At 28.3% G+C, this 17,884-nt stretch carries 16 protein-coding genes; 5 read left to right on the forward strand and 11 right to left on the reverse strand.

From position 1 onward, the window contains the following. Window positions 1–65: 65 nt before the first annotated feature. The gene (locus ACVHXK_RS11670; RefSeq protein ID WP_461206576.1) at window positions 66–1,070 is read right to left on the reverse strand and encodes a hypothetical protein; all 1,005 of its coding nucleotides are present in this window, start codon (window positions 1,068–1,070) and stop codon (window positions 66–68) included. A gap of 306 nt (window positions 1,071–1,376) precedes the next feature. On the opposite strand from ACVHXK_RS11670, the gene ACVHXK_RS11675 reads away from it, so the two are divergent. Then, window positions 1,377–2,351 carry a hypothetical protein gene (locus ACVHXK_RS11675; protein WP_461206577.1) on the forward strand — a complete coding sequence of 325 codons (975 nt, stop codon included), beginning with the start codon at window positions 1,377–1,379 and terminating at the stop codon, window positions 2,349–2,351. Between the two features lie 104 nt (window positions 2,352–2,455). Here the strand turns inward: ACVHXK_RS11675 and ACVHXK_RS11680 are convergent, their stop codons facing one another. Next, window positions 2,456–3,367, reverse strand: a complete 912-nt coding sequence (locus tag ACVHXK_RS11680) for an AEC family transporter (RefSeq protein WP_461206578.1) — start codon at window positions 3,365–3,367, stop codon at window positions 2,456–2,458. Window positions 3,368–3,388: 21 nt separating this feature from the next. Then, window positions 3,389–4,651, reverse strand: a complete 1,263-nt coding sequence (larC, locus tag ACVHXK_RS11685; RefSeq protein WP_461206579.1) for a nickel pincer cofactor biosynthesis protein LarC — start codon at window positions 4,649–4,651, stop codon at window positions 3,389–3,391. Between the two features lie 428 nt (window positions 4,652–5,079). On the opposite strand from larC, the gene ACVHXK_RS11690 reads away from it, so the two are divergent. Continuing rightward, window positions 5,080–6,102 (forward strand): PTS transporter subunit IIC, encoded by a 1,023-nt coding sequence (locus ACVHXK_RS11690; protein WP_461206580.1) that lies wholly within the window; start codon window positions 5,080–5,082, stop codon window positions 6,100–6,102. Window positions 6,103–6,188: 86 nt separating this feature from the next. On the opposite strand, the gene rpsA is transcribed toward ACVHXK_RS11690, so the two are convergent. From rpsA to ACVHXK_RS11710, 4 genes are all read right to left on the reverse strand, one after another. Continuing rightward, on the reverse strand, window positions 6,189–7,343 hold the full coding sequence (rpsA, locus tag ACVHXK_RS11695; protein WP_461206581.1) for a 30S ribosomal protein S1: 1,155 nt from the start codon (window positions 7,341–7,343) through the stop codon (window positions 6,189–6,191). A 149-nt stretch (window positions 7,344–7,492) separates the two neighbouring features. Beyond that, window positions 7,493–8,668, reverse strand: a complete 1,176-nt coding sequence (locus ACVHXK_RS11700; protein WP_461206592.1) for a SpoIIE family protein phosphatase — start codon at window positions 8,666–8,668, stop codon at window positions 7,493–7,495. Continuing rightward, window positions 8,668–10,386: a [Fe-Fe] hydrogenase large subunit C-terminal domain-containing protein gene (locus ACVHXK_RS11705; RefSeq protein ID WP_461206582.1), complete on the reverse strand. Its 1,719-nt coding sequence runs from the start codon at window positions 10,384–10,386 to the stop codon at window positions 8,668–8,670. The genes ACVHXK_RS11700 and ACVHXK_RS11705 overlap by 1 nt, the downstream gene beginning before the upstream one ends. A 29-nt stretch (window positions 10,387–10,415) precedes the next feature. Then, on the reverse strand, window positions 10,416–10,658 hold the full coding sequence (locus tag ACVHXK_RS11710; protein ID WP_461206583.1) for a (2Fe-2S) ferredoxin domain-containing protein: 243 nt from the start codon (window positions 10,656–10,658) through the stop codon (window positions 10,416–10,418). A gap of 271 nt (window positions 10,659–10,929) precedes the next feature. On the opposite strand from ACVHXK_RS11710, the gene ACVHXK_RS11715 reads away from it, so the two are divergent. Both ACVHXK_RS11715 and uvsE read left to right on the forward strand, forming a co-directional pair. Further along, window positions 10,930–11,823, forward strand: coding sequence for a DMT family transporter (locus ACVHXK_RS11715; RefSeq protein WP_461206584.1), 894 nt, complete (start codon window positions 10,930–10,932; stop codon window positions 11,821–11,823). 228 nt (window positions 11,824–12,051) lie between these two features. Then, window positions 12,052–13,284, forward strand: coding sequence for a UV DNA damage repair endonuclease UvsE (gene uvsE / locus ACVHXK_RS11720; protein WP_461206585.1), 1,233 nt, complete (start codon window positions 12,052–12,054; stop codon window positions 13,282–13,284). 217 nt (window positions 13,285–13,501) lie between these two features. On the opposite strand, the gene ACVHXK_RS11725 is transcribed toward uvsE, so the two are convergent. Together ACVHXK_RS11725 and ACVHXK_RS11730 are read right to left on the reverse strand one after the other, a co-directional pair. Beyond that, window positions 13,502–13,825 (reverse strand): hypothetical protein, encoded by a 324-nt coding sequence (locus ACVHXK_RS11725; protein ID WP_461206586.1) that lies wholly within the window; start codon window positions 13,823–13,825, stop codon window positions 13,502–13,504. A gap of 84 nt (window positions 13,826–13,909) precedes the next feature. Beyond that, window positions 13,910–14,308 carry a hypothetical protein gene (locus ACVHXK_RS11730; RefSeq protein ID WP_461206587.1) on the reverse strand — a complete coding sequence of 133 codons (399 nt, stop codon included), beginning with the start codon at window positions 14,306–14,308 and terminating at the stop codon, window positions 13,910–13,912. Between the two features lie 180 nt (window positions 14,309–14,488). On the opposite strand from ACVHXK_RS11730, the gene ACVHXK_RS11735 reads away from it, so the two are divergent. After that, a complete protein-coding gene (locus ACVHXK_RS11735; RefSeq protein WP_461206588.1) occupies window positions 14,489–15,178 on the forward strand; it encodes a DUF554 domain-containing protein in 690 nt (229 codons plus the stop codon). Window positions 15,179–15,488: 310 nt separating this feature from the next. On the opposite strand, the gene ACVHXK_RS11740 is transcribed toward ACVHXK_RS11735, so the two are convergent. Beyond that, window positions 15,489–16,943, reverse strand: a complete 1,455-nt coding sequence (locus tag ACVHXK_RS11740) for an aminoacyl-histidine dipeptidase (protein ID WP_461206589.1) — start codon at window positions 16,941–16,943, stop codon at window positions 15,489–15,491. 344 nt (window positions 16,944–17,287) lie between these two features. Beyond that, a complete protein-coding gene (locus ACVHXK_RS11745) occupies window positions 17,288–17,797 on the reverse strand; it encodes a methylated-DNA--[protein]-cysteine S-methyltransferase (protein ID WP_461206590.1) in 510 nt (169 codons plus the stop codon). Window positions 17,798–17,884: the final 87 nt, after the last annotated feature.

Raw genomic sequence — 17,884 nt, forward strand, 5'->3', positions numbered from 1 at the left:
TACAATAAAAAAAAGCTACAGTTAAATTAATATTATTAACAGTAGCTTTAATCACAATCTAATTTTTATGCTTCTTTTATTATAAAATAATAATTCCATTGTGCTTTCATACCTTCTAATACTTCATCACTCAAATAGTATCTATCTTTTCCCTTTGGCGTATTATCTGAATATCTTTTTGAAAAATTGTTAGGATCATATACTTCAAAATAAATTTTGCCATCAACCTCTTTATAACCTTTAATTATAAAAAAATGAGGCCCTTCATATTCATAAAATCTTCCTATATGTAGAGAAAAATCACTATTATAGGAAATTTTACTTGTATCAACGTGTACAATTAGAATATTTCCATTTTTAACTTCATTTTTCATTTCTTCTATATCCGTAAATTCAACAACAATATTGTCAATTTCTTTTTGTTCAAGATAAATCTGAACATCTTCAGTAGTCCATAATCCACCTGTTGATTTAATTGTTTTCCTTGCACTTGGCACATTTGTACTCTTTTCTTTTGAAACCCATTTGCTAGCCATAACTGCACAAGCAGCCCCTGCATTTTCTATCGCATAAGTTCCAGTAATTCCTTGATCTATGTACCACTCATAATCTCTATCATTGCACACTGCATCTGTCAAAATATTACCTAACCCTAAAATAAAGTCTATTTGTTTTTCATCTACTTGAAACTCATAGTAATAATCATTTTCTAAATCTGCATAATCTAAACTTTGTACTCCCTTTGTAACACATAAGGTATATTTATCACCTAATTTATATCCTTTAACTCCCTCATCAATATTCACATATACTTTTTTATTATCAATTGAAAGTCTTAATTCAACAGGTATTTCTTTTCCTTCCTCATCTTTAATTGAAAAGCAGTTTTCCGTTTTCTCATTAAGTATAATATCGTCACTAAATGTCAATACCAATGTATCATCATCTAATGTAGTTTCTTTAATTGCTATTGCATCAACACTTGTTGGATTTTTAATAATCACTATAATTATAAAACTAACTAATATTAATGCGCCTATTATCATAATCCATCTATAATTTTTTTTCATTAACTCACCCCTAGGTTTTAAAAATATATATTTATTAATCTAACACCAAACAGATAATCTATTTATATTTGATTGTATTATAAATTATATATTTTTATGTTACAAATCAGTGAAATTTTAAGTTATATTTCATTTTATTCCATAAGAATAATTAATTAAGATCAAACTATTGATATAAATAATCAAAAAATATTCATAAATTATATCAATTACTAGACTAAGGTGTTACAATTTTAATATAGATTTCAAAATTAATATACTCATTGATAAATTTATTCTTCAATAATTTAAACCCTAGGTGATAAAATGTTAAATGATATTTTTGAAAATATTTCTTTCGTTAAATTAATTACTATTATACTCATATACATTATTCTTATTGCTTTTTTAGTTCCAATAGGCATATCTATAATTAGCTCTTCAACTTATAAAAGTTGCTTAATAAATCGAGAACAAATATTATATCAATACTATTTACTTCAATTAGAAGGAGAAATAAATGAATTAGATTATTCTTTCATAAATGATACAGAAAATAATTATTTTGAAAATCCTGTGGTTTGTCCTGGAAATGGTGACTACTTAATCTTCAAAGATAGTTTAGGTCAATATAAAATATACTGTACTAAACATGATAATTATGTAATAGTCAATAACAATGAAAAAGACTATCAATACAATTTTACAGATATAACCTACGGTGATTTAGCTAAAGAAAGCTATTTTATATCTAATGATTTAAGTTTAAATAAAAATTCTGACTTTTTATCTTTTAAAAATGGGGAGATTTATTTCCAAAATGAAAATACCCAATATTCATTTTCATCAAAAATAAATTTAAAATCTATTAAAAACGAGTTGAATTTTATTTTTGATGCAGAATTTTCAAGCAAAAAATTAATTACTGGATATTCCGTAGAACTTTCAAATAATAATGACCTTAGCCAAATAATTATAAATAAGATTGAAAAATCAATTTTCGGATATAAGAAATCCATTATAAAAAAATATAATTTAGAAGATATTATTTGGGACTATAATGAAAATAACTGGTATTCAAATGCCCATGATATCAATATTCTAATTAATAGAATTGATGATAATAGTATGGGGATAATTATATATTTAGACAATAAATGCATTACATCAGCTTCATCTCCTATTGAAATAGACTCAAAGGAAGAATTATATGGTAATCAAAAATATTTTGGCTTTTCTATGTCCAATAAGTCTAATAATTATTGTGAAATCTACGAAACAAAAATAGTGCCTATAAAGTAAGTTCATCTTACTCAAGGCACTTTTTTTATATTGCTAATTATTATTTGTACTAAACTAATTTAACTTACTAAAGTTTTAATATCAAAAATATTATAAAACATAACTTAACTTATAATAGATAATACAATAGGAATGGTAACAACGGAAAATAGCGTTGTAACAAAGACAACTTTAGAAGCATATCGTGGTTCTTTATTAGTACTTTCTGCAAATATTGCCCCTAAACTACCAGCCGGCATGGCTTCTAAAACAACTATAATATCCCTAATTAAAACATCTGCATGTAATAAATTTAAAATAAAATAAGTAATTATGGGTACAATTATCAATCTTATTAAAGACACATAATATAGTGAAAAGTCGTTTATAATTTCTTTTATATTAACATCTGCTACCATAACACCTATTATAATCATTGATAAAGGAGTTGTTGTATCTCCAACTAATTCAAAGGTCATATAAAGAACACTTGGCAATTCTATAGGCAACACAAGTAATAGTACCCCAATTAAAACGGCAATAAGTGCCGGATTTTTTAACAATTTTTTTGCATCTTTTAAATTTCTTTTATCCGTAAAAAGCATCATCCCGTAAGTCCACACAAACACATTAAAGAGAATATTGAAAATAGATGTATAGAGAATACCAACATTTCCATATATGCTGAATATTAAAGGAAATCCCATAAATCCACAATTAGAAAAAATAGTTGCAAATTTCAATACTGCTCTTTTATCAACATCATATTTAAGATAAAACAATCCTCCAATAATTGAAAATAACGTAAATAATAACAAGGAATATAAAAATACTTTTGTCATATTTGCTATTAATTCTTGAGAATACTCTATATTAAATGCATTTATTATCAATAATGGTACTGTTATATTTAACAAGAGATTTGTTAATCCTTTATTTATTGTTTCGTCAATAATATTTTTCTTTTTGGCAATAACGCCTATAAACATTATTAAAAATAAAACTAAAACTTGATTTACTACTGCCATATTTATCATTTTATACTACAACTCCATTCATTATTTATCAATTCGTTCATCTTCAATCATTTTTTCAATAGCGTAATTCGCTCTGTTTTGTACTCTATATATTGGCAAATCAAATTTAATAGCTGCTTTCTTACAATCTTCATATTCAGCTTTATATTTAATTAATTTTTTATCCATAAATGCTAATTTGAATTTTATTACTCCATACTCTGTATCAACTAAAATAAACTCTCTATTAAGTTTTTTTCTTTTTTCTATTCTCTTCCTTATTCCTAAAGTTGAAGTATGCTTCAATAAAATTTCATCTATGTTAGCTTCATCTTTTTCTTCATAAATTACAGATAACAAAATACCTGGTCTTTCTTTTTTCATTAAAATATTAGTTTTATAAACGTCCAAAGCACCATTATTAAAAAGCCTATTACAAACATACTCATAGTGTTCAGGGTTCATATCATCAATATTACACTCTGACACTAATATTTCATCTCTCTTTAATTCAGCTTTTTCTTTAGCTAAAAATATCCTAAGCACATTAGGAATATTATTATCTTTAGTTCCTATACCATAACCAATTTTTTCAATGATAAATTCTTTTTTATCAACGAATTCTTCTGCAACTACAGCTAAAATAGCCACCCCTGTAGGAGTTGTAGTCTCGTAATTATCCCCTCCTGACTTTATAGGAATCCCTTTTAAAATTTCTACTGTCACTGGTGCAGGTACAGGAATTTTACCATGTTCACATTTTACAAAACCATCTCCAACTTCTACTGATGATGAAATAATTTTGTCAACATTTAAATAATCAATGCATATTGCCGCTCCAACTATATCAACAATAGAATCAACAGCCACAACTTCATGTGAATGTACTTCTTCTATAGGTATTCCATGAACTTTTGCTTCTGCTTCTGCAACCTTCTTAAATATTTTCATACTCAATATTTTAACTCTCTCACCTAAATCACTATTAATTATTATGTCTTCAATATCTTTAAAGTTTCTATTATTATAGGAATGACTATAGTTCTTACTATATATATTTTTTTCATATTTTTCATAATTGTCCTGTTTATTAAGTTCTTTTTCTTTTAATAAAATCACATCTACTTTTGTACCAGTAATTCCTTTCCTACTATCCTTTCTAATTTGTAGCTTAAATTCTTCACTATTGTTTAATTTAAGTAATTCATTCTTTAAATAGGTCTCATCTACTCCGATATCAATCATTGCCCCTAAATTCATATCACCGCTTATACCAGCAAAACAGTCGTAATATAAAATACTCACATCGTTCCTCCCATAAGAATTATAGTTCACAGTTCACAGTTCACAGTTCACAGTTTTCAGTTCTCAGTGAATAATTAATATTTTGCAATTCATGGTTATAAATTAACAATAAATTGTCTTTATACTAACGATATTATAGCATAGTTTAATTTTAAATACACATTTTCTCAATAGTTATCATTGCAGAATAGTTATCATTTCAGAATAATAATATTCTAAAACATAGACTTAATTTAATAATCTGACGCATAAAAAATTTAATATATCCTATCCTAAATAGTTGAAGATAAATTTGAGATATGATAAAATCACATTAGTGTATATACATGTGTATATATAATGCTCGTTTTTTTTACAATACAATATTTTTATAGAAATACGGTTTTATGAAAAATATACATTACATTTCAAGAAAGAGGAGAATTTATATGAAAAAATCAGATTCAATTTTTAAAAGGGCTTTTAAACGTTATTTTTTAGATGCTCTTAGTGCCATGGCTTTAGGACTTTTTGCTTCATTAATAATTGGACTTATATTATCTCAAATATCTAAAATACCAGGTTTAGCTTTTATAGCGGAATTTTCCGAAATTATTTCAGCTAAATCTCCTGTAGTTGGTTCAGCCATTGGGGTAGCCATAGCTTATGGATTAAAAACTAGTCCACTTACCATGTTCTCATCTGCAGCAACCGGTGCCTTTGGTTATAGTCTCGGAGGACCAGTAGGTGCTTATGTAGCTGCAGTTTTTGGTGCAGAAATAGGCGAACTTGTTGCTGGAAAAACGAAAATGGATATTATAGCTATACCTTCTATTACAATAATAGCTGGATCCTTAGCTGGTAAATTCGTAGGTCCATACATTGCAGCTTTTATGACTGATTTTGGTCAATTAATAAATACTGCAACAACGTTGAACCCTATTCCTATGGGAATCATAGTAGCTACCTTAATGGGGCTCGCTCTCACTGCACCAATAAGTAGTGCTGCAATTGCAATATCTTTAAATCTTACAGGCCCAGCTGCTGGAGCTGCAACTATTGGATGTTGTGCGCAAATGGTTGGTTTTGCAGTAGCTAGTTATCGTGAAAATAAATTGTCTGGTTTAATTTCGCAGGGCCTTGGAACATCTATGCTTCAAATTGCAAATATTTTTAGAAATCCCAAAATACTAATACCTCCAACACTAGCTGGTGCAATATTAGGTCCAATAGCCATTACAGTTTTCGAGCTTGAAAATATAGCTATTGGTGCTGGTATGGGGACAAGTGGTTTAGTGGGTCCTATAGGAACCTATACAGCTATGCAAGGCACAATATCAGCACCGCTACTTATTGCTGAAATCATTCTTCTAGAATTTATAGCCCCTGCTATACTCACTATTATAATTTCTGAATTTATGAGAAAGAAAAACTGGATTAAACTTGGTAGTATGAAACTAGAAACAAATTAAATACATTTTTAAAATTTTATTTTAAAAAACAGCTTACAATTTTACTTGTAAGCTGTTTTTTTATTTCATAATAAAATTTTGATTGATTATTTAAATAAATCTTTTAATTTATCACCAAAAAGGTCGCCTAAAGTAGTTCCGCCTTCTTCTTCTTGACCCATAAATTCAGCATACTTAGCTGAATTATCAACTGCTTCCTTTATACTTAAAGATATTCTCTTACTATCCACATCAATATTAAGAATTTTAACATTAACTTTTTCTCCAACTGAAAGTTTATCAGAAGGTTCTTCTATTCTATCTTCTGATATTTCAGATAAATGTACTAATCCTTCAAACCCTGGAGCTAATTGAACAAAAGCACCAAATTTAGCAAGTTTAACAACTTTACCTTCTACAACTTGGTTAACTTTAAACTTATCTTTCATTGCATCCCAAGGATTACCTTTAACATCTTTCAAACTTAAAGAAATTCTATTCTTTTCTTTATCTACCTCTAATACATATACTTCAACTTCTTGACCAACTGAAACAACATCCTCAACATTTTTAACTCTTTCCCAAGAAAGTTGAGTAATATGAACAAGTCCATCTAATCCACCTAAATCAATAAATGCACCAAATTTAGCTATTCTACTTACTTTCCCTGTTCTCTTTTCGCCTTTTTTGATAGAAGCCCATATTTCATCTTTTTTAACTTCTAATTCTGCCATTTCAATTTGCTTTCTAGAAGCTACAACTTTCTTTTTGTCTTTATCAAAATCAATTAATACAACTTCTAATTCATTTCCAACGAATGTTGATAAATCTTTTACATAACTTGCTGATACATGAGATGCTGGAATAAATACTCTTACTCCTTTAAAATCAGCAGTAACTCCGCCTTTTACAACTTCCTTAACATTAACAATAAAGTTTTCACTTTTCTCATTTAATGCTTCTAACTCATCCCAAACTTTTAATGCATCTGCTTTTTTCTTAGATAAAGCTACATTACCTTCACCATCATTTACTTTTAACACGTAAACATCTATTTCATCACCTGCATTAACTTCATCATTTTCAGGCATTTCTTCTTTACTGATTATTCCATCAGTAATATATCCTATGTTTACTAGTACTTCATTTTCTCCAACGGAAATAACTGTTCCGTTTAGTATATCACCTACACCGATTTTTTTCATTGTTTCATCGATTTCAGTAATAACTTCGTTCATTGAATTAATATTTTCTTGCTCCATTGAAATCTCTCCTCGCGTTCTAATTTACACCATTTTATATTATACCATAACTTTATAAAAAAAAAGGGTATTCCCAAAGGAAATACCTTAAATTTTATTTATTTTCCTTTTTTTATGTTTATTTTCGCTATTACACGTCAAATAATCAATTAATCAAGATAAGTTATTTCCACATTTTTACCCAGTTGTTTTAATATTTCTGAAAGTTCATTTATAATTTTAAGCTTTATATTCAAATCCAAAGGAAAATCAGGATTTTGATGTGCTGGATTAACTGCTTTACCTACCCACAAATGGAGATGTGTACATCTATTCAATAAAATTTCTGCTAATCTTGTAGCTCCATCTATACTATCAAATTTATATTTATAAGGTTCTTCATAACAATTGACTAAATACCCTTTAATTATCTCTACAGTACTTGTTAAAGTTAGCACTCCTTCTGTTACTAAATCGAAGCCTTCTATATATGCCGTTGGTGGGACATTCATACCTAAAGTATCTTCATTGACTTCAAGTCTTTTATCAAGCACCCTAGCTGCAATATTGGCTGTAGTACCACCACAAATAATTTTGCTTCCTTTACATCTCATGAACTTTTTAAATATAAATTCATCATCGTCAGGATTTTTGGGTGGACCAGCTATCATTTCTACATACTCCGGTTCAGTTAACTTTATAGTCATTACCGTAGTATCATCACCAGGTTTATTTGCATATAAATCATTACAAGTTTGAAGCAAATCTTTAGATATTCCAAATGCAGTCTTTGTATTACTATCTAGCTTGCCCAAAAACTCTGCGATATTTTCCCACTGCCACCCTAAATTTAATAATTTGCCAACACCAGCATGTATAGCCCCATCACTTACAACAGTTATGTAATCCCCATCTTTCATATAAAAAGTACTCTTATAAATTTTTTTATTATCAAGTACCATCATTTCTTTTGGTACTTCTATTAGTTTATTATTTCTAAAAAATAAAAATGGAGGATTATCATATTCAATAGCATTAACCTTTCCGCTATTAAATATTTCTATTATAGTAAATGTAGAATATGCAACTTTTCTCACAGAACAAATAGGTAATGTATGCGCAATAGTATCCACTGTTTCCTGAATTGAAGCTCCCTCTTTTAGCATAGTACCAGCAATCTTTGATGTAAGTGTTGCTAAAATATTAGCTTTAACCCCACTACCTAGACCATCTGCTAACACTATAATCATTCCATCCTTAGTTCTATTAACTTCAATATGATCCCCACACAACTCTTCCCCAAATTTATTAAGACTTTCATATGCAAAGTCAATAAAATAACTCATCATATATCACCATCTTTACTTGCCATTTTCTTTAGTTTAGTCAAAATCACCTTTGTTTCAGCTGTAGTTTCACCAAGCAAGCTAGCTATTTCTTGTGCTACTCTCATTTGTTTCTCTATTACACGTTGTGCTGCATCTAATGTTTCTTCTTTTACTACGCCAAGTTCTTTTTTTCTTTTTTCTTCTAATGTTATATCATTCATTATTATTATAAAAATCTTTTCTTTTTCTAAGTACAAAATGTTTTCTTGCATAACAATCCCATATTGATGATAAGCAACCTTCTCACCATAAACATTTTCTTTGTTTTCTTTTGCTTTAACTAAGTTTTTATCACTTATGATATTTAAAATATTTTTAGGATTACATCCTTCATTAGATAACAAAAAAATTCTAGCTGCCGTCGGATTATATTCCTTAATTGCTAGATTTTCATCTAATAAAAATATAGCATTTGGTGAATTCTCAAAAATAACATTAGTTAAACTCTCAGCTTTACTTCTCATATAAGGGACACACATAGTTTTTTCTGACATACCATCAAGAACTGCTTTTGCCTTTTCTCTACAAGTATTATAGCCACAGGCACCACAATTAAGTTCATCTGTTTTTTCAAATTTACCCATTTCTCTCATAACACTAATAATTTGCTTCTCAGAATATTCATTTGTAATTACTGCTTTGTTTTGAAAGTTTTTCTCAAGTCCAATATTATAATGTTTCTTTTCATCATTATCAACCTTATCATTTTTTCTTTTAACATAGTCACTAACTTTTTTCTTTCTTACAAATAACCCTTGTTCTTCTTTGGGTGTTGCTGGTCCACCTATACATCCACCAATGCAAACATTTAATTCTACTATTACATTTTCTATATTTTTATTTTTTATTTCCTCTAATATTTCTCTACACTTATCAAATCCATCAACTTTAATATAATCATATTTTAATTTTTTATCTCCAATATCTAGTCTGTCAATTACAGATCCTAACAATGGATAAGACGTTCCAACTTTTGATGTTTCTTCATCAAATTCAGATTCTTCTAAATCCGAAATATTTATTTCCTTATATTTAAACCATTTATAAAGTTCTTCAAAAGTTATTACTGCATCAATAGATTTAGTTTCATCTTCATACGCAACTTCATATTTTTTAGAAATACACGGTCCTATAAATATAATTTTTGTATCTGAACCATATTTTTCTTTTATTCTTCTTGCATGTGCAATCATTGGTGAAACAACTGGAATCATATACTTAATTAATTCAGGGTAATATTTTTCTATTAAAAAATTACTAGATGGACAGCATGTAGTTATAACATTTTTAAGCTTATTGTTATTAATATATTTTTCATATTCTTTTGAAACTAATTCTGCTCCAACAGCTGTCTCTTCTACTGCATAAAATCCAATATTTTTTAGTGCTGTTACCATTTGACCAAATTCTTCATACTCAAAAGACCCTGCAAAAGATGGTGCTAAGCTGACAACACACTTTTCACCACTTTTTATAAAGTTAAGCACTTTGTCTACATCCGTCTTTATATATCTTGCTTCTTGTGGACAAACTACTAAACATTGCCCACAGGCAATACACTTTTCTTCCATTATTTCTGCTTTGTCATCTTTAATTTTTATAGCCTTTACATGGCACGTTCTTAAACACTTATAACAGTTCTTACAGTTTTGACTATTAAAATCAATAAGATTCATAGTAAAACCCCCTTAAAAATATTCTATTACTATAACCTACTTGAAACGTAATCATTAAAAAATTCGTCAACTTTATCTTTATTTACAGAATAGAACTCATTTTCGTTAATTCTAACAGATACAGATTGGGTACATTTTCCTAAACAAAACGCAGCCTTGATTATTACTTTCTCTCTTAAATTGTTCTTTTCTACTAGTTCAGTTAATTTTGTGATTACTTCGTAAGATCCTTTTAAATGGCAAGAACTTCCAATACATATATGTATATCCATGTTTCCCCCTTTCATAATTGTTATTTTTTTAACAATTATTTAAATGTATCCCCTTATTATCGACTCACTATAAGATTATTCTACTACTATATCAACTAACTATCAATATAGTTTTCTCTATATTAAACTTATAATTTAAATAAATTGTTTCTATTTATTATATTAAATAACTCTGTTATAATACTTCTAGTAAAGAAGCTAGTTATCAGAAACTAAATTTTATTACATATTACTCTAAAACATAAGTTAATTTTTCAAAAGGAGTATCATAATGGGTTTATACATAGGAGAAATCGCTGCATTAGTTAGTACAATTTGTTGGACTGTTTGTTCTTTATCTTTTGAAGCAGCTGGAAAAAGAGTTGGATCATTAGCTGTGAATTTTTTAAGATTGATTATTGGATTTTTTTTATTATCATTATATTGTTATTTTTTACGTGGACTATTCTTACCTACCGATGCAAGCATACATACTTGGATATGGTTAGGATTATCCGGTATTGTTGGTTTAGTTTTAGGAGACCTATTTCTATTTGAAGCTTATGTTGAAATTGGCGCAAGAATTTCTATGCTTGTATTATCTGCTTCTCCTCCACTTACTGCAATACTCGGCTATTTCATTCTTGGCGAAAAACTTAGTATAATTAGTATTATAGGAATGTTTATAACTGTACTAGGTATATGTATTGTAATTTTCAAAAAAGATACTTCTGACAAGATAAAACTCAACCATCCAATTAAAGGCATTACCTTTGCTTTCTTAGGTGCTTTTGGACAATCTCTAGGTTTAATCCTAAGTAAAATAGGTATGGCTGATTATAACGCATTTGCTGCATCTCAAATAAGAACTATCTTTGGAATTCTAGGCTTTGCTATATTATTCTTTTTTTCTAAAAAATGGACAACTTTAAAACCTGCCATCCACAACAAATATGCTATGTCATTTATAACTTTAGGTGCAATTTTCGGACCCTTTATCGGAGTATCACTATCTTTATTAGCTGTTCAATATACCAAAGCTGGTATTGTATCTACCATAACTTCTATAGTTCCAGTTATGATAATACCTCCTTCTATCTTTTTATTTAAAGAGAAAATTACCATTAAAGAAATTATAGGTTCTATTGTAGCCGTATTAGGAGTTACAATTTTATTTATTAAATAATTTCCACTTGACACTCTTTATAAACCATAATAAAATATAAAAGCATAGCGAAAAAGGTTGCATCTTAGAATTTCATCTCTAAGAGTATTTTAGATTAGGATAACACTTCCTAATATGTTTTTATTTTTGTTTATTCTTTAATTGCGAGTCAATAAGATATTATTGACTCGCTTTTTTTTATCTATATTATTATATATTTATGATTTTTTTAAAAAAGGAGTAATTAATATGATTGGTTACGCTTGTATCCCTTTAGCTGTACCATATAAAACAACCAGAAAATTTTTACTAAAAAACTTTACTGAAGAAAATTTCTATAATGCTGCAAATTTAAACCTTATAGATTTATTACGTATTCTAGAATATAACAAAAATAATAATATTAATTTTTTCAGAATCAGTTCAGATATAATTCCTTTTGCAGGCCATAGTATTAATGATATTAAATGGGAGAAATGTTTTGAAAATAATTTTTCACAAATCGGAACCTATATCAAAGAAAATAATCTTCGTGTTTCGATGCATCCTGGTCAATACTCCGTCATTAATTCACCAAATGAAAATGTGGTTCAAAACAGCATAAAAGATATTGATTACCATTCTAACTTTCTAGATTTACTACAACTTGATTATACTCACAAAATAGTTATACATATAGGTGGTGTATACGGCAATAAGACTGAAGCTATAGAACGATTTGAAAAAAACTACCAAAAGCTATCTTTCTCAAGCAAAAATAGAGTTATTATTGAAAATGATGATAAATCATATACTCTACAAGATGTACTAAAGATTAGTAATTCATTAAACATTCCCGTAGTTTTCGACAATTTACATCATAAATGTAATCCTTCTTTAGATTGGTCATATAAAAAAATTTTTGAGGGAGTTAGTACAACTTGGAATTTAAAAGATGGTAAAATGAAAACTCACTATTCTCAAGCTGACCCCTTAAAAAATGGTAGGTCACATTCTAAAACTATTATGTTAAAAGAATTTTTAGATTATTATTCAGAGATAAAAGGTTTTGATACAGATATAATGTTGGAAGTTAAAGATAAAAATATATCAGCGCTAAAATGTATAAATAGTTTATCTATAAATCCTTCAAAAAGTACCCTTACAAGTGAATGGGCAAAATACAAATATCTGGTTATGGAAAAAGATTATGCTCTTTATAAAAAAGGTAGTCATATGATGAATTCTGATACTAGCATTGAACATTTTTATTATTTTATTGATGAATGTATCTCTCTGCCTTATTCAAAAGGAAATTTTATTAATACTGCTGAGCATATTTGGGGTTATTTCAAAGATAAAGCTACCTTACGTGAAAAAAACAGCTTTTTTAAAGCCATAAAAGAATTTGATGACCCTTCGAAAATAAAAAAAAGATTATACAATTTATCACTAAAGTATAATGAAGATTATCTTAATAGTTCCTACTATTTTTATTACTAGGATACTAGTTCATAGTTCATAGTTCATAGTTCATAGTTCATAGTTCATAGTTCATAGTTCATAGTTCATAGTTCATAGTTCATAGTGATTTTACTATAATAAGTAATCTACACTAGTTATTCAGCTTCTGTAAAAAATTATCTTTAAAAATCAAGTATTTTTAACTTATATTCTAGCTGGACTCTAAAAAAAAGTTGGCATAAGCCAACTTTTTTTATTAATGACATCCACTACAAGTTGAGCATCCGCCTTCTGCTTGATTTACAGGAGCAACTAAAAAGCCAGATCCCATAAATGAAATTCTTATATCTCCATATGAAGCATATTCATCTTTATCCATAATTACTTTTATACCTTCTGTTTCATATAGGACATCACTTTCCAACATTCCATCAAAAGCTAATCCAAATCTAGGACCGGAACATCCGCCCTCTCCCATAGCATATACTCTAATAGTATCAGGTGCTTCTTCTGGTTTATCATTAAAAGCATTCTTTAATGCATCTAAAGATTGTTCATCTAATTCTAAATTTAATTTCATATTTATCACCTCACAACTAGATTAACTTAGTTTCAAATAAAAGTCAATATCAATAATCATTTTTCTTTAATATTTATTATCATTCTAATAGATTATTAATTCTTTCAGCTTTTCTTCCCTGTGTTTTTGTTTTTCTAGTAAACAATTATAATCATATTCATCAATTTTGCCAATATTATGTTCTAAGTATTCTTTTGTTGCCTCATAATTTTCCACTAAATTATTATACTCATTTTGATTAAAATTCTCTCCATAAACAATTTTATTCTTTAATCTTTCAATATCTTCTTTCCTTCTTTTTTGTATCTCTTTTGCATGCTGAATATTTTGTTTGTCTCCTATGTCAGAATGTTGTTCTAAATGTCTTTCAGTCCTCACATAATTTTCTGTTGTAGTAATTATTTGTTCAATCCTATTTCTATTTTCTAACTTCTCATTTACTTTATCAACCGTACTTTGAAATAAATCTTTATTATTAATCAATTAAAGTTCCTCCCTTGTTGTTATTCATAATTTATGATTATTTTCTGCAAAATAATAATATATATGCAAAAAATACTAAATAAGCTAATATTTTTCGAAAGTTAAGTAATTATTTTTATTGTATAAATATTCATTTCGTTATAATATATACCTAATGAAAAAATAGGAGGAAAAGATACTATGCTAGGTACCATTGTAAATACAATTGCAATCGTTTTAGGTAGCTTAATAGGTTTATTATTAAGAAAAGGCCTTCCAGAAAATTATAAAGATACAATTATGAAAGGAATATCTTTAGCTGTAATTTTAATAGGTCTTCAAAATGCCCTTAAAACAGAAGATATTATGCTTGTTATTATTAGTATGGTAATTGGAAGTATTTTAGGTGAATTTTTAAATATCGAACAAGCATTAGAAAATATTGGTCATAATATAGAAAATAAATTCTCTTCTAGTGAAAGTGGAATAGCTAAAGCCTTTGTAACTTCATCACTTTTATTCTGTGTAGGTTCTATGGCTGTAGTAGGTGCACTACAGAGTGGACTAACAGGCAATCATGAAACGCTCTTTGCAAAATCCACATTAGACGGTATTGCTTCTATAATTTTTGCTTCCTCAATGGGTATTGGAGTAATTTTCTCTGCTGCTGCTGTATTTTTATATCAAGGGTTAATTACAATAGCTGCATCATTATTAAAAGGACTTTTAGTAGATTCCGTTATAACTGAAATGTCAGCTATAGGTGGTTTATTGATAGTAGCCTTAGGCTTTAATATGTTAGAGATTAAAAAAATAAAAGTAGCAAATATGTTACCCGCTATATTTATACCGTTATTATACTATATATTTATGGTTGTTTTTAAATTTTAAAGCAATGCACAGCTTTAAAGCAATGCACAGCTTTAAAGCAATGCACAATGCACAATTTACAATGCACAATTATGGATGATTTTCTTCGTTCCTCAGAAAATCTTTATTTAATTTAAAAACAAACACCTCTAAAAAAGGCAGTATATAAATTGGTTTTATCCAAATTTATATACTGGCCTTTTTTTATTGATTTATTAGCTTTTGTTTATTGGTTTATTGGTTTATTGGTTTATAAAATTAAAGAAATATTTTAGCTCCGCTAAAATATTTCCTCCTTAATTGTGCATTGTGCATTGTGCATTGTGCATTATTATATTCTTTTAAGTACCCCAAGTAAAAACTCCCAAGTTCTTTTAGTAGATGAAATACTTAATCTTTCTTGTGGAGTATGTACATCATACATATTAGGTCCAAAAGATATCATGTCAATGTCACCTATTCTTTCCTTTAAAAGGCCACATTCTAAGCCAGCATGGATTGCTGTGATTTTAGTATCTACTCCATACATATCTTTATATGTACTTGCAAATAAATCTCTAATATAAGAATCTTCTTTATATTGCCATTCTGGATAAGCACTAATCAATTTTTGATTTGCTCCTACCATTTTTGAAATTGCTTCAATTCTATTTGTTATTTCATCTTTCAAAGATTTAACCGAACTTCTAACTGCACTTTCAAAACTTAATATACTATCTGTAGTTTTAACTACTCCTAAGTTAGTTGAACTTTGAACCAATCCACTTATGTGAGGACTCATACTTTGAACTCCTTGTGGTATTGTTACAAGTAAAGTAATGGCTTTTTCTTTCACATCATCCGTAAAAGCTTTTCCATCAAGTTTTAATATTTCTTCCAATGATATATTGATTTTATCTTCTACACCACTGTATTCATTATTAAAAGTTATTTCCCAGGAATTCATTATTTTCTGTAATTTTTCTATATCACTCTTATCTATTAATATTTTGGCAAATGCATCTCTTGGAATTGCATTCATCTTTGCCCCCGCTTCAATATGAGCCAATTTAAATTTCAATTCTTTATTCAAGTTAAATAGTAATCTGCCAAGTAGTTTAGCTGCTGACGCCCTATTTTTATCTATTTCTATGCCTGAATGGCCACCTTTTAATCCACTAATTTTAATTTTATATTCAACTTGATTATTTCCAACTTCTTGCCAATCTATAGGTAACTCAACAATACTTCTTACTCCTCCAGCACAACTAGTAAGCAATTCTCCTTCTTCTTCTGAATCTATATTTATTAATATCGTCCCATTTAATTTACTACCATCGACATTTGCAGCTCCACTCATTCCTGTTTCTTCTTCGGTAGTTACCAAAACTTCTATAGGGGGATGCGGAATATCTTTTGAATCTAACAAAGCTAAAGCAAAAGCCACTGCAATCCCATTATCAGCACCTAGAGTAGTTAAATTTGCTTTTACAAAATCACCATCTACTTGCAAATCTAAAGGATCTTTTTCAAAATCATGCTGCATCTCTTCGCTCTTTTCACAAACCATGTCCATATGACCTTGAATAATTACAGTTTGTGTTTTTTCATAACCTTTATATGCTGGCTTTTTAATTATCACATTTAGGGCATCATCTTGATAATACTCAAGCTTATGCTCCTTTGCAAAATCAACAAGATAATCAGATATCCTTTTTTCATTACCTGACCCTCTTGGAATATTACTCATTTCTTCAAAATAGCTAAAGACTTTTTTAGGTTGTAGATTTTCTAATACTTTACTCATTATTTTCACCTCTTACTAAATTTTGTTCATTTATTATTTTTAAAATAATACACTTTTCCCAATGCACTTTTCCCAATGCACTTTTCCCAATGCACAATTATCAATGCACAATGCACAATTATTGATGATTTTCTTCGTTCCTCAGAAAATCTTTATTTTATTAAATCTTCTTACAAATTTTGCAAAGCAAAATTATAACTAATATAATTATAGAAATATTTTAGCTCCGCTAAAATATTTCATCCTTAATTGTGCATTGTGCATTGTGCATTGTGCATTGTGCATTGTGCATTATACATTAATACATATCTATTCTAAGAATCCCATCTATTCAGATACAAATCCTATTCACCTACAATATTATTTTCATGATTTAGTAGCCACTCTTTTCTCCACATCCCCCCTGCATATCCTACAAGTTTGCCATTTGAACCAACAACTCTATGGCAAGGTATTATAATTGGTATTTTATTCTTATTATTAGCATTTCCTACTGCCCTATACCCCTTAGGTGAATCGATAGCTTCTGCAATGTCCTTATAACTTCTAATTTCTCCATAAGGAATATTATTTAATTCATTCCAAACCCTACTTTGAAACTCTGTGCCATCTAAAACTAAATCTATATCAAATTCTTTTCTTTCTCCATTAAAATATTCATCTAATTGATTAATAACTTCATTATACACTCTAATACTTTCTTCTGATAAAAAGTTATCTTTAGTTTCATCATACTGTTTAGCATTAGATTTTTTGTCTTCTACAAAGTTAATATAACATAATCCTTTTTCAGTCGTAGCAATTTCTAAAAGTCCTATAGGAGATTTATATATATTAATATACACTTTAAACATACCTCACTTTCAGTTCACAGTTCACAGTTCACAGTTCACAGTTCACAGTTCACAGTTCACAGTTCACAGTTCACAGTTCACAGTTCA

It is taken from the genome of Clostridium sp. DL1XJH146 (assembly GCF_054819755.1).